The sequence below is a fragment of the Novosphingobium sp. genome, assembly GCF_030699305.1.
In the GTDB taxonomy this organism is placed as follows: domain Bacteria; phylum Pseudomonadota; class Alphaproteobacteria; order Sphingomonadales; family Sphingomonadaceae; genus Novosphingobium.
Window position 1 is genome coordinate 110,636 of record NZ_JAUYNB010000008.1, and the last position, 13,222, is coordinate 123,857.

The 13,222-nt window shown below is 65.2% G+C and carries 12 protein-coding genes; 4 read left to right on the forward strand and 8 right to left on the reverse strand.

Going from position 1 to position 13,222, the window contains the following annotated elements; all coding sequences use genetic code 11:
* The first annotated feature begins 105 nt into the window (after nucleotides 1-105).
* Genes gltX through Q8Q53_RS02380 form a run of 3 tightly spaced genes read left to right on the forward strand, consistent with a single transcriptional unit; the run spans nucleotide 106 to nucleotide 2,998 of the window.
* On the forward strand, nucleotides 106-1,536 hold the full coding sequence (gene gltX, locus Q8Q53_RS02370) for a glutamate--tRNA ligase (RefSeq protein ID WP_305700143.1): 1,431 nt from the start codon (nucleotides 106-108) through the stop codon (nucleotides 1,534-1,536).
* Between the two features lie 30 nt (nucleotides 1,537-1,566).
* The gene (locus Q8Q53_RS02375) at nucleotides 1,567-2,850 is read left to right on the forward strand and encodes a citrate synthase (protein ID WP_305700144.1); all 1,284 of its coding nucleotides are present in this window, start codon (nucleotides 1,567-1,569) and stop codon (nucleotides 2,848-2,850) included.
* Between the two features lie 7 nt (nucleotides 2,851-2,857).
* The gene (locus Q8Q53_RS02380) at nucleotides 2,858-2,998 is read left to right on the forward strand and encodes a hypothetical protein (protein ID WP_305700145.1); all 141 of its coding nucleotides are present in this window, start codon (nucleotides 2,858-2,860) and stop codon (nucleotides 2,996-2,998) included.
* Between the two features lie 12 nt (nucleotides 2,999-3,010).
* On the opposite strand, the gene Q8Q53_RS02385 is transcribed toward Q8Q53_RS02380, so the two are convergent.
* The 4 genes from Q8Q53_RS02385 to Q8Q53_RS02400 all read right to left on the reverse strand — a co-directional run bounded on the left by Q8Q53_RS02385 (nucleotide 3,011) and on the right by Q8Q53_RS02400 (nucleotide 7,071).
* Nucleotides 3,011-4,489 (reverse strand): HAMP domain-containing sensor histidine kinase, encoded by a 1,479-nt coding sequence (locus Q8Q53_RS02385; protein ID WP_305700146.1) that lies wholly within the window; start codon nucleotides 4,487-4,489, stop codon nucleotides 3,011-3,013.
* 3 nt (nucleotides 4,490-4,492) lie between these two features.
* Complete coding sequence (locus tag Q8Q53_RS02390) at nucleotides 4,493-5,452, reverse strand: hypothetical protein (RefSeq protein WP_305700147.1); 960 nt, start codon at nucleotides 5,450-5,452, stop codon at nucleotides 4,493-4,495.
* Nucleotides 5,453-5,475: 23 nt separating this feature from the next.
* Nucleotides 5,476-6,552, reverse strand: coding sequence for a hypothetical protein (locus tag Q8Q53_RS02395; RefSeq protein ID WP_305700148.1), 1,077 nt, complete (start codon nucleotides 6,550-6,552; stop codon nucleotides 5,476-5,478).
* Nucleotides 6,553-6,765: 213 nt separating this feature from the next.
* Nucleotides 6,766-7,071 (reverse strand): Hpt domain-containing protein, encoded by a 306-nt coding sequence (locus Q8Q53_RS02400; protein ID WP_305700149.1) that lies wholly within the window; start codon nucleotides 7,069-7,071, stop codon nucleotides 6,766-6,768.
* Between the two features lie 162 nt (nucleotides 7,072-7,233).
* Here Q8Q53_RS02400 and Q8Q53_RS02405 point away from each other — a divergent pair, with 162 nt between their 5' ends.
* Nucleotides 7,234-9,774, forward strand: a complete 2,541-nt coding sequence (locus Q8Q53_RS02405) for an ATPase (protein ID WP_305700150.1) — start codon at nucleotides 7,234-7,236, stop codon at nucleotides 9,772-9,774.
* 6 nt (nucleotides 9,775-9,780) lie between these two features.
* On the opposite strand, the gene Q8Q53_RS02410 is transcribed toward Q8Q53_RS02405, so the two are convergent.
* Genes Q8Q53_RS02410 through Q8Q53_RS02425 form a run of 4 tightly spaced genes read right to left on the reverse strand, consistent with a single transcriptional unit; the run spans nucleotide 9,781 to nucleotide 13,219 of the window.
* On the reverse strand, nucleotides 9,781-10,059 hold the full coding sequence (locus tag Q8Q53_RS02410; RefSeq protein WP_305700151.1) for a DUF1467 family protein: 279 nt from the start codon (nucleotides 10,057-10,059) through the stop codon (nucleotides 9,781-9,783).
* A 4-nt stretch (nucleotides 10,060-10,063) separates the two neighbouring features.
* Nucleotides 10,064-11,698 carry a ribonuclease J gene (locus Q8Q53_RS02415; RefSeq protein ID WP_305700152.1) on the reverse strand — a complete coding sequence of 545 codons (1,635 nt, stop codon included), beginning with the start codon at nucleotides 11,696-11,698 and terminating at the stop codon, nucleotides 10,064-10,066.
* A 6-nt stretch (nucleotides 11,699-11,704) separates the two neighbouring features.
* A complete protein-coding gene (locus tag Q8Q53_RS02420) occupies nucleotides 11,705-12,484 on the reverse strand; it encodes a type III pantothenate kinase (protein ID WP_305700153.1) in 780 nt (259 codons plus the stop codon).
* Between the two features lie 15 nt (nucleotides 12,485-12,499).
* A complete protein-coding gene (locus Q8Q53_RS02425) occupies nucleotides 12,500-13,219 on the reverse strand; it encodes a biotin--[acetyl-CoA-carboxylase] ligase (protein WP_305700154.1) in 720 nt (239 codons plus the stop codon).
* Between the last annotated feature and the right edge of the window lie 3 nt (nucleotides 13,220-13,222).

The window sequence follows — 13,222 nt, forward strand, 5'->3', positions numbered from 1 at the left end:
CCAAGGACTTTGCTGCAATGCAGCGCCGTCAGGCGGTTCGTTGCCCATGGGGACGGTTGACGGCGCGCTGCTGGCCATGCCCCAAATGACAGGATGGACGGGTTGATGGCAAGCACAAGCGTAACCGGCGGAGCAGTGGCAGATGGCCGCGGCGTCGTGACGCGGTTTGCGCCCTCGCCCACCGGCTATCTGCACATTGGCGGCGCGCGCACCGCACTGTTCAACTGGCTGTTTGCGCGCCATCACGGCGGCAAGTATCTGCTGCGGATCGAAGATACCGACCGCGCCCGGTCCACCGAACCGGCGATCGAAGCCATTTTTGACGGGCTGGAATGGCTCGGCCTGGCCGGCGATGAACCGGCCGTCTTCCAGTTTGCGCGGTCTGACCGCCATGCCGCCGTGGCCCACCAGCTGCTCGAATCGGGCCACGCCTATCGCTGTTACCTGACGCCCGAGGAACTGTCCGCCCGGCGCGAGGCCGCGCAGGCAGAGCGGCGGCCGTTCCGGATCGTCAGCGAATGGCGCGATGCCGATGCGGCGACCTGGCCTGAAGGCCAGCCTTATGTCGTGCGAATCAAGGCCCCGCGCGAAGGCGAAACCGTGATCGCGGACCTTGTCCAGGGGTCGGTCACGGTCGCGAATGCCGAACTGGACGATTTCGTCCTGCTCCGGTCCGACGGCACGCCGACCTATATGCTGGCAGTGGTGGTTGACGATCACGACATGGGCGTCAGCCACGTGATCCGGGGCGACGATCACCTCAACAACGCGTTCCGCCAGCTCGCGATCATCGACGCAATGGGCTGGCCCCGGCCGTTTTATGCCCATATCCCGCTGATCCACGGCTCGGACGGGGCGAAACTGTCCAAGCGCCACGGCGCGTTGGGGGTCGATGCCTATCGCGACGAACTGGGCATTCTGCCCGAAGCGATGTTCAACTATCTGCTCCGGCTGGGCTGGGGCCACGGCGACAGCGAAATCATCAGCCGCGAACAGGCGATCGAGTGGTTCGATATCGACCACGTCGGGAAAAGCCCGTCGCGGTTCGACCTCGCCAAGCTTCAGAACCTCAACGGGCATTACCTGCGTGAGGCCGATGATGGCCGTCTGGCCGAACTGGTGGGCGGCCGGATGACCGGCGCGCTCGACCTCGATCTGCTCACCCGTGCAATGCCGGTGCTGAAAGTGCGCGCCAGGGATGTGAACGAACTGGCGGCCAGCGCCGCATTCCTGTTCGCCCAGCGTCCGCTGGCGCTGGAACCCAAGGCCGAAGCGCTGCTGACCGGCGATGCGCGCGCGTTGCTGGGCCAGATTTCCGCGCGACTGGGCGATGAGGCCGACTGGACGCTGGAAGCGCTCGAAGCCGCGCTCAAGGCAATGGCCGAGGAATTGGGTCTTGGGCTGGGCAAGCTTGCACAACCCTTAAGGGCCGCGCTAACGGGGCAGTCAACCTCCCCGGGTATTTTCGATGTGCTGGTTCTGCTTGGGCGGGACGAAAGTCTGGCGCGGATTGCCGCGCAGGCGATCGTCGCCTAGAGTTGATACAGCTTTTATGGAGTAAGACAGGTGGGGAATCAGGTTAAGCTGGGCACCGGCAGCGGTGAGTTTGAATATCCCGTGCTTTCGGGCAGTGTCGGTCCGGATGTGGTCGATATTCGCAAGATGTATGCCCAGACGGGCATGTTCACATATGACCCCGGCTTTACCAGCACCGCCAGCTGCGAAAGCGCGCTGACCTATATCGACGGCGACGAAGGCGTGCTGCTGCACCGCGGCTATCCGATTGGTCAGCTGGCCGAAAATTCCAGCTTCATGGAAGTCAGCTACCTGCTGCTGAACGGCGAACTGCCGAGCGCCGACGAACTGGTGAAATTCGAAACGACGATCACCCGTCATACCATGCTGCATGAACAGCTGGCCACGTTCTACAACGGGTTCCGCCGGGATGCCCACCCGATGGCGATCATGTGCGGCGTCGTCGGCGCATTGTCGGCGTTCTACCATGATTCGACCGACATTTCGGACCCGACCCACCGCAAGGTCAGCTCGCACCGCCTGATCGCCAAGATGCCGACGATTGCGGCAATGGCGTACAAGTATTCGGTCGGCCAGCCGTTCGTCTATCCGGACAACAAGCTGTCCTACACCGGCAACTTCCTGCGCATGACCTTCGGCGTTCCGGCCGAAGAGTATGAAGTGATCCCGGCAGTCGAACGGGCGATGGACCGGATTTTCATCCTTCATGCCGATCACGAACAGAACGCCTCGACCAGCACCGTGCGCCTGGCCGGTTCGTCGGGCGCGAACCCGTTTGCCTGCATCGCGGCGGGCATTGCCTGCCTGTGGGGTCCGGCGCATGGCGGCGCGAACGAAGCCGCGCTCAACATGCTCAAGGAAATCGGCACGCCCGACAAGATCCCGCACTATATCGAGCGCGCGAAAGACAAGAACGATCCATTCCGCCTGATGGGCTTTGGCCACCGCGTCTACAAGAACTACGATCCGCGCGCGACGGTCATGCAGAAAACCGTGCGTGAAGTGTTCGACGCGCTGAAGGTCACCGATCCGCTGTTCGAAACCGCGCTGCGGCTGGAAGAGATCGCGCTGAACGATCCCTACTTCGTCGAAAAGAAGTTGTTCCCGAACGTCGATTTCTATTCGGGCATCATCCTGTCGGCGATCGGCTTCCCGACCACGATGTTCACCGCGCTGTTCGCACTGGCGCGGACTGTTGGCTGGGTGGCGCAGTGGAACGAAATGATTTCCGATCCCGGCCAGAAGATCGGCCGCCCGCGTCAGCTTTACACCGGCCCGACGCAACGCGATTACATCGACGTATCGAAGCGTTGATTGACTGGTGCCGCGGGTTCCCGGCGGGAACCTGCGGCCGTCAGCCACCATGCTGAACCTGCTGCGCGCCTTTCACTACATGGTGGCGCTGGTGGCTATCGCCATCGGCATCAAGTGGATCGCACGGGGGCTGGGCTATCTTGACTAGCAGGTAATCGGCTCAGCCCTCGGCTGGGCCGGTTTCGTTTTCGCGCCCGTCACTTACGGAAGACCCGTCACTTACGGAAGAATCGTGCCCCGTGGTCGGGGCCTGCGCCAGCAGATCGGCCGGCACGTCCAGTATGAACCGTGCGCCCTGACCGGGGGCGCTGTCGATGCTCAGGTCACCGCCCATCGCCCGCGCCAAGCGGCGGGAAATGTACAGGCCCAGACCGGAGCCACCTTCATCGCTGCGGCCCAGCCGTTCAAACTTTTCAAACACCCGCGCCTGCTGGTCCGGCGACAAACCCGGCCCCTGATCGGCAACGATCAACCGGGCGCGCGCGCCCGCATCTTCCAGCCTGATCCAGATCTGCGAATTGTCCGGTGAATAGCGGATGGCGTTGCCAACCAGATTGAGCAGCACCTGCAGCACGCGCCGAAATTCGGCAATCGCGGGCAGATGCTCGCCCAGACGGGGGGCGTCGATCGTGATCCCGCGTTCCTGCGCGCGGACCCCCAGAATGCCTGCGGCGCGGCGGGCCACGTCGGCCAGATCGATCCGGTCCGGCGCGGTGTTGAAATCCTCGGCCTCAACCACTTCAAGGTCGGCCAGATCCTCGACCAGTGCCAGCAAGTGCTGTCCGGCTGCGGCGATATCAGCGGCATACTGGCTGTATTCATCCGCCAGCGGACCGGCCAGCCGGGTCCGGATCGTTTCGGCATTGGCAATGATCCGCGCGATCGGCTGGCGCAGCACGGGCGCGATATCCCGGCCGACCAGCCCTGGCCCGTTCTGCGGCATGACATTGGCCGGAAGCACGGCGGACGGTCGCGCAATGGCCGGAAGCGGCTGCTGGGCGGTCAGGCAAAGTTCAAAGCCCGCCGGTTCGCCGCCGGGTTGCAGTTGCGGAAACAGGCTGGCACGCCAGACACGCGGCGACGCCGGGATATCGAGCGTTGCCCCATCGAGCAACCGCCAGTGCAGCGGCTGGCGATGCGCACTCCCGGCGATGGAGACGAAATCGGTCCACGGCTGGCCTGCGCCTGCGCGCATCGCGTCAGCCAGGTCAGCCAGATCCGCAGCGCTTGAGTCCACCGCCAGCACCCGCTGCTGCGCGTCGAGCCGGGCCACCAGCTCCGCCACGGCCTGATCAATCGCGGCGCGGCGCTCTGCCGCTGCCTGCATATCCTCTGGCGGAAGCGGCACCGCCTGCCAGCTGCGCAAGGCAATCGTGCAACTGCCACTGGCCGTATCCGGCGTGACTTCAACCCATGCGGTGATGGCGTCCTGCCCGTCGGTGGCCTTGATCGTGCGGGCCAGCTTCAGTCCGTATTCGCGCGCCTTGCGGACCACTTCCAGCAGCGCCGGAATCGCAACGGTGCCCGGTATTTCACCGCCGCAGCGCCGCTGCAGGCCCGCCAGCGGCTCATCCGCGCTGATCAGGCGTCCGTCGCCATCACATTGCGCTTGCGCCAGAAAGGAACTGTCCGGTGTCATGGATCAAGCGCCGGGATAAGCGACCGAACGGGCCAGCAGCGCCGCTGCACGGTCTGCCCCCAGCACTTCGAATCCTTCGGGCAGGCTGACTTCGGGGTGGAGCGAAACGAACTGTTCTTCCACCGCCTGCGGCTTCAGCCCCGAAGCGCGCAGCGCCAGCGCCAGCCGGGCAAGCTGCCCTTCATTGGTGGAAAGCACCGCCGTATCGCGCGATTGCCCCGATGCCAGCGACAGCGCGCTGAGGAACATCGCCGCTCCGGCATGGGTGATCGACAGGGCTGCGGTTGCACCGCCGCCCATCCCCGCGATCAACCGCGCAATCAGGCCAAGGCGGCTGCGGCTTTCGTCATATTGCACGCGCACCGCGGTTTCCGCCGCGACCCGGTGGACTTCCTCTGCCCCCTGATGCGTGCGCAGCGCCTGAAGCGCGGCGTGCAGGAGATCGGCGGGCAGTTCCGAAAGCGGCAACTGCATCCGCCGCTGGTTCTGCACGAATCGCGCCTGCGCGGCCAGCAGCGCCATGGCGGTCGCCCCGGTCGCGCCATCGGCCGAGGCCACCAGCGCCTGCACCAGCGGTGACAGCACGGGATCGAGCGCCAGCCGGGCCTGCAACCGCTCGGTCAGTTGCCACTCCAGCGCCAGCGCGTGCGTGTGGGCCAGGAATGCCGGATCGCTGATGAAACCATAGACCATCGCGTCATAGGCGTCGCCCGGATGGTCCCGCGCATCGGGTTGGCCAGCCGCTGCGCCAAGCGCATCCAGCAACTGCCGGGCGACATCGTGCATCATTCCGCGCACCCGCGCGATGATCTCGTCACTGAACAGCGAATGGTCATCATTCGCCAGCAAATGGCGCAAGATCGGCGCGATCGTTCCGATCAACGCATCGCCATGCGCCAGATCTTCCCTGAGGGCGGCTTCCACCTGCGGATTGGCCGAAACGTTGGCAATGGTGTCATTCATTGGCCTGCCATAGCGCGCCTTGGTTAAGGCGGCGTTAGCCGCGCCTTCAGGCTGGAAACCAGAATTCCGCCAGCGGCCAGCGCCAGCGCCGCGAGATGAACCGCCTCGCTACCCACGCCCGCCATCACGGCCACGGCCAGGCTCAGCCCCACAACGGCCCGATCCTTGAGCCAGACGGTCCACCGATGATCGATCGCGGTCGGCAGAATGCGCAGCAGCGCGAACAGCATCAACGGCGGAAACAGGCGGTCCGGATCAAACGGCGCCCCGGCCGGCGCGGCATTCCAGGCCAGCAGCGCAACCATGATCCCATCGATCAGCCAGCCATAAGCGGCGCGGCGGCTCAGGCCGATGCCGCCGCGATCCGCCGCATCGCTCTGAATGCGGGCCAGCATCACGGCCGCCTCGCGCACGATCCACCCCAGCGCGCAGCAGATCAGGCCAAGCGGAACCAGCCCGAACCAGCCCGATCCAAGCCCCAGCACGGCCAGCACGACCGCCGCGATAACCACCGACCCCGCCCCGCTTCCGGCATGGAGCAGGCTGGGGCCGTACGCGTGAACCGCGCTGCGGGCGATCCCGCGCGACAGGTTCAGCGCTTCCCCGCCCCCGGTACGCTGCCTGATCCACACCGGTTCAAGCGCCTGGGCGTCCGCCTCACTGCGGATCAGCGACCAGAATACCCCATCCTGACCGAGCGGCGGCAACGGACGCTGGGGGATTCCGGCTTGCAGGGCGATGCGTTGCAGCGCTGAAATGGCGTCACAATCCGCCGGCAGTTCCGCCATGCGTTCAACCAGCCTGCCCGGCACCCGCATGGCCGCAGCGGCGGCGTGGTTGAGGTCAATCCGTTCAAACCCGGCGGCCAGACCTTGCTCGATCGGCTGCACCAGCACGCCCTGCCCTTGCCCCAACAGGGCCACCGCTTGCGGCGCAGACACGAACAGGCCGTCGCCCAGCGCGATCAGTTCATCCGCAGCGGTCACCAGACCCAGCAACGCCCGGGCACCGTGGATCACGTGAAAGCTGACCCCCGCAGCTTCGGCTTGATGTTGCAACCCGGCGACTTCGGGTGACATCCCGGCGGCCAGACAGATCACCCGTTCGCATTGCAGCGCCAGCGCCAGCGTCAGTTGCTGCTGAGCAACACTCAGGCCGCCAACGCGCAGGAACGCACGCGGAGGGCCACTGGGCGCAGTTGGTTCAAGCAGGGAAAGCAGGGCGACCCGCAGCGTCTTTCTCCGCGCATTTCGGGAACAGACGCGCGTTGTAGGAGTTTGGCATCGCGATGCCAAGCCAAAGCTGCGCGGCCATCACGCGGCGGCGGAAAACTCATCCAGGAATGCCTGAATCCGGCGCACCACAGTCGGTTCGCCGGGGGCTGCATCCAGCGCCTCATCCGCCAGCAGGATCAGCGGTTCGGCATGGAAACTGGCAGCCAGTCCCTTCAGCCGCATCGCCGCCATCTGCCAGTTGCCATCGCAGCGCGAGCGCCGCAGCAGATCGACCTGCCGTCCAAGGCTGTCGATAAACGCCAGCCGCAGCTCGGCAAACAGCGCAGAATCCTCGCCAGCAGCAGCAGCAAGGGTCGCGTCAAGGGCTCCAGATTCGTATGCCATGCAAACGGGTTTAGGCGAAACTGGTTAAACTGGGGTTTATCCACAAGCGGTCCGTGGTAAGCTGACGTCATGTCCGGGGGATCACGCATCATTGCGATCGACGCAGGTGGGGAAAATACCCCTCCTGATGAACAACTTGCCAGCAATTCAGCGGCTGTTTCGGTGCAAGAAGACGAACCCGAATGGGGCCCCGAATGGGCCGAGGATATGCCGCAGCGGGCGCCGCGCAACTGGTTCGGCCTGATCGCCGCCGCTTTGGCCGTGGCCGCAATCGCGGGCTGGAGCGCGCTGTTCTTCATCGTCAACCGCGCGAATCTGAGCACTGGCGGAACACCCGCGCAGTGGTCTGGCTGGATTCGCGACTGGTCGATTCCCGTGCTGCTGGTCGCCGCACTCTGGCTGGTCGCCATGCGCAACAGCCGCCGGGAGGCTACGCGCTTTGGCGATGCAGCGCGGTTGCTGGCCAATGAATCCACCCGGCTTGAGCAGCGCCTGATCACCGTGAACCGCGAACTGAGCCTGGCCCGCGAATTCATTGCCGCGCAGTCCCGCGATCTGGAAGCGCTGGGGCGGATGGCGGGTGAACGCCTGTCCGAACACGCCGCGCAGCTGGCCAGCCTGATTCAGGACAACGGCACCCGGATCGACACGATCGGCACGGTCAGCGAGGCCGCGCTCGACAACATGGAGAAGCTGCGCAGCCAGCTGCCCGTGATCGCCAGTTCGGCCAAGGATGTCACCAACAACATCGGCAACGCCGGCCGCACCGCGCACAGCCAGCTGGAAGACATGGTTTCGGGCTTCAACAAGCTCAACCAGTTCGGTCAGGCGAGCGAACGGCAGGTGCGCCAGCTGCGGGAACTGGTCGATCAGACGCTGGCTGAATTCACGCGTCAGGCGGACCAGATGGAAACCACCGCCACGCAGCGCTTTGCCGCGCTGCATGACAGCGGAGCGGAGTTCCGGACCCAGCTCGAAACCGCCGAAGTCGAAGCCCTCGGAGCCGTGCGCAGCCGCGCGCAGGCGCTGCATTCGGAACTGGATGCCGCGCGCGCGCTGCTCGATAGCCATGAAGCGGAAAGCCTCACCTCGCTGCGCTCACGCCTGACTGCGGTCCGTGATGAAAGCGCCGCGATTGCCCGCAGCCTGCGCGACGGCGAAGGCGCTGCGACCGACGCCTGGCACGAGGCAGTCACCCGGCTTGAAACCGACCTGCGCGAAGCGATCGACCGGGTTGGCGCGATTGATGAAAAGGCGATGGAATCCGCCCGCGCCCGGCTGGCGCAACTGGCGGACGAGGCTGAGACGGTCGACAAGCGGATGGCCGAACGCGATCAGCTGTTCAGTGACGAGCTGGAGCGCCGCCAGACCGATATGGACGCCCGTCAGACGGCCTTCATCGCTGCACTGCGCGCGCAAATGGGCGAACTTGACGCCGAACTGACCGCTCGTCAGGCCGAGCATGAACAGCAATCGCGCGCACTGGTTGACCATACCGAAACGATCAGCAGCCAGTTGGGCCAGTTCAGCCAGCGAATGCGCGAAATCGCCGAACATGGCGGTACCGCCAAGGCGGACATCGCCGCCGCGCTGGAAACTCTGACGCAGAACCTTGCCGCCAGCCGTCAGGCGCTGGCCGGCACGGACAGCGCCATTGCCGGATTGACCGACGACAGCGTGCGCTTGCTTGAGCTGATTCAGGCCAGCATGCACCATTCCGCCGAGGAATTGCCCGCCGCGATCCGCATCAGCGATGCCCGGCTGGCCGAGCTGGAAACCCGCGCACTCAGCCTGCGATCAACGCTGGAGGTTGCCGAAAGCCGCGGCGAAGCGCTGGGCGGCTATGTCCGGCAAAGCAAGGCCGATCTGGCCGATGCGGTCGGCACGGCTGAACACCTGCAAGCCGCCATGCACGCCCAGTCCACCGCCCAGGCGGCCACTCTGACGCAGCTGCACAGCGCGCTGGAAATCGCCCGCAGCGCGAGCGAGGCGCTGGCCGAACAGGCCCAGACCGAACTGCGCGGTGCCATCGATGCACTGACCGGTTCGGCGCGCGATGCCGTGGCCGGGATCGAGACGATGAGCGCGGCGGCGATTGCCGCGCTGGCTGACCGGCTGGGCGAAGCCAGCGGAGCGGCGATCGAACAGGCGATGCGCACCCGCGCCGCTGAAATTGCCGGACAACTGGAACAGGCCGCCGCCCACGCTGCCGGGGTCAGCCGCGAGGCGGCGGTGCAACTGCGCGATCAGCTGGCGAAGGTGAACGAACTGGCCGGGAACCTGGAACGCCGGGTCGCCCAGACCCGCGCGCGGGCCGAAGAGCAGGTCGACAACGATTTCGCCCGCCGGGTGGCGCTGATCACCGAATCGCTCAATTCAAACGCCATCGACATCGCCCGCGCGCTGGACAGCGATGTGACCGACACCGCCTGGGCCGCCTATCTGAAAGGGGACCGGGGCGTATTCACCCGCCGCGCGGTGCGGCTGATCGACAATCCCGAAGCCAAGGCGATTGTCGCCCTGTATGAGGGGGACCGTGATTTCCGCGATCATGTCAGCCGCTATATCCACGATTTCGAAGCGATGCTGCGCCAGCTGCTGTCCACCCGCGATGGCCACGCGCTGAGCGTGACGCTGCTATCGTCGGACATGGGCAAGCTCTACGTCGTGCTGGCGCAAGCAATCGAGCGGCTGCGCAACTAAGGCCAGTTAACGCAGACCAGCCAGCTTGCCGACAATGTTGATGTCATCCGTGCTGATCCAGCCGTTGACATAATTGGTATAGAACAACCCGAACAGGATCACTGACAGCACCGTGGTGCGAAACACGATCTTGCGCGGTTCAAACCGGGCCGGAGCGCTTTCGGACTGGCCGGGAACTTTCGCGATCCCGGCCTCTTCATGGGTGCGCACGCCGAACGGCAGCACGAAAAATGCGCACATCACCCAGAACAGCGGGTAGATCACAATTATCGAAGTCCAGTTCATGGCGTCATACCTCTGGCAAAATTACACGGACCTGGGGCTTCTTGCCGCACCAGCGCGTCGCCGCACGGCGGGCGGCCAGCCGCGCCGCTTCGCTGATTGCCTCGCGGTCGTGGCGCGCGCCGCCTTTCAGCTTGGCCAGTGCCGCCGCGACATCCTGCCGCGCTTCGGTCACGAAATCATCGTAGTCCTCATCCAGCGGCAGCCCGACGCCCTCAACCTGCGCGTGGCCCTTGGCATCCAGCACGACGATCACCAGCCCGTTCAGCGCCAGTCGCCGCCGCATGACGATAGCCTCGCCATCGGCCGGCGTGATGATATCGCCGTCCAGCACCAGCCGCCCGGCGCGCACTTCCTTGATCTTGCCCGGCTTGCCCGGTGCCAGCCGCACCAGATCGCCGTTGCGCTGATCGACCGCCTGCTTGATCCCGCAGGACCGGCCAAACCGCGCCTGTTCCCGCATATGGCGCACCTCGCCGTGCACCGGAACCAGGATTTCGGGGCGAATCCAGCCGTAGAGCGTTTCCAGTTCCGGCCGTCCGGGGTGACCGGACACGTGAATGCCGTTCTCCCGGTCGGTCACCAGCGTGACCCCGCGCGCAGCAAGGCGGTTCTGAATCCGGCCAATCGCCAGTTCATTGCCGGGGATCTGGCGACTGGAAAACAGCACGACATCGCCTGATTCCAGCGCGATCGGATGGTTATCCTCAGCGATGCGGGCCAGCGCGGCGCGGGGTTCACCCTGCCCCCCGGTCGCCACGATCAGCACTTCGCCGCGCGGCAGGTTCATCGCGCTGTCGAAGTCGATCACATCGGGCAGGTCCACCAGATAGCCGCAGGATTTGGCCGTCCGAATGATCCGGTCAAGCGAGCGCCCTGCAACGCAGAGCTGGCGGTTGCTGGCCTGCGCGACTTCGCCCAGCGTTTGCAGGCGCGCCACGTTGGAGGCAAACGTGGTGACCAGCACCCGCTTGCCGTGATGATGCTTGATTTCCGCCATCAGCGCATCGCGCACCCCGCCTTCGGAACCCGATGCGCGGGGATTGAACACATTGGTGGAATCGCACACCAGCGCCAGCACGCCCTGATCGCCGATTTCGGTGAGTTCCTCAGCCGTTGCCGGAACACCGATCAGCGGCTCGTCATCGAGCTTCCAGTCGCCGGTATGGAACACGCGGCCATACGGTGTCTCGATCACCAGCGCGTTGCCTTCGGCAATCGAGTGCGCCAGCGGGACATAGCGAATGCCGAACGGCCCAAGCTTGAATTCATCGAGATGGTCGATGACGTTCAGTTTGACCTCTTTGGCGACGCCGGCTTCCTGAAGCTTTTCATGCACCAGCTTGGCGGTGAACGGGGTGGCATAGAGCGGAACCCCCAGATCGGCGGCGAAGTATGGCACCGCGCCGATGTGATCTTCATGCGCGTGGGTCAGCACGATGCCGATCAGGTCCCTGGCGCGCTCCTCGATGAAGTCGAGGTCGGCGAACACCAGTTCGGTGCCGGGGTATTCGTTCGCCCCAAAGGTCATCCCCAGATCGACCATCAGCCATTTGCCTTCGCAGCCATAGAGATTGACGTTCATGCCAATCTCGCCAGAGCCGCCAAGCGCGCAGAACAGGAGTTCGTTGCCGGGTTTCATATCAATTTACGCCTTTCGGGCCTTCTCGGCGAGGATCGCCATGCCTTCCAGCGTGAGGTCGGGATCGACCGCATCAAACATGCTGGTATGCTTTTGGAACAGGATGGCCAGACCGCCGGTGGCGATGACCTTGGCCGGACGGCCGATTTCGGCGCGCATCCGCGCGATCAGGCCTTCTATCATGGCGACATAGCCCCAGAACACCCCGATCAGCATCTGATCTTCGGTGTTGCGGCCAATCACGCTGTCGCTGCGCGGGCTTTCAATCGCAATGCGCGGCAATTTCGCGGTGTTGCCAACCAGCGCGTCCAGCGACAGGTTGATCCCCGGTGCGATCGAGCCGCCCTTGTAAGCCCCGTTGAAATCAATCGCATCGAACGTGGTCGCCGTGCCGAAATCAACCACGATCAGATCCCCCGGATACTTGGCATGGGCCGCAATCGCGTTGACCGCGCGGTCCGCGCCGAGCGAGCGCGGCTCATCCACGTCGATTTCCATGCCGTAATCGGCCGGAGCCTGCCCCGTGACCAGCGCCGGCACCTTGAAATACTTGTCGGCCAGCACTTGCAGGTTGTGCAAGGCGCGCGGGACCACCGTGGAAATGATGATCTGGTCGACCGCCGTGCGGGCGAACCCTTCAATCTCCATCAGCTGCATCAGCCACACCGCGTATTCATCGCCGGTGCGGCGCGGATCGGTTGCGATCCGCCAGCGCGATTTGATCGTCAGCCCTTCGAACAGCGCGAAGACGACATTGGTGTTTCCCACATCGATGGCGAGCAGCATTTCCTGTCCTTCAATTCAATTCGCGAGCCGAACCTCGCCCGCGTGGATGGCACGGGTCGTGCCGTCCGCCAAGCGCAGTTGCAAGGCCCCATCGGTTCCCAGCCCGGCGAATGTGCCGCGCAAGAGATCCTCGCCGGGTTCACCGACCAGCAGCGGCGTGCCCTGCGGGTGCCCGGCCAGCAACCAGCGCCGGACCAGCGGCTCCAGCCCGAAAGTGCGCCAACGCTCAACCTCGACATCGAACTGCCGCGCCAGTGTGGCGGCGAACAGATCCCGGTCGGGCGCGGGTCCAAACTGCGCCAGCGCAATCGTCGCCCGGTCGGCCAGCTCCGGCGCGGCTGCCAGATTGACCCCGATCCCGACGATCACCCCGGTTCCGGCGGCTTCAAGCAGGATGCCGCACAGTTTGGCCCCGCCGATCATAACGTCGTTGGGCCATTTCAGTTCCGGCCGGTGCGGCGGGGGGATCAGCGCTCCCACCGCTTCGTGGACTGCCAGCCCGGCAACCAGCGCCAATGTGCCGGGGGGCGGATCCCCTGCCCGGCGCTCGACCACGGTCGAGCCCATGAAATTGCCTGCGCCGTCGAACCAGACCCGCCCCTGCCGTCCGCGCCCGGCGGTCTGGCGGTTGGCAATCAGCCAGTGCCCTTCGGCAACGCGGTCCCCGGCAGCGATCCGTGCTGCGAGGTCCGCGTTGGTCGATCCGGTTTCGGGCAGGACTTCGAGGCGCGTCACCCG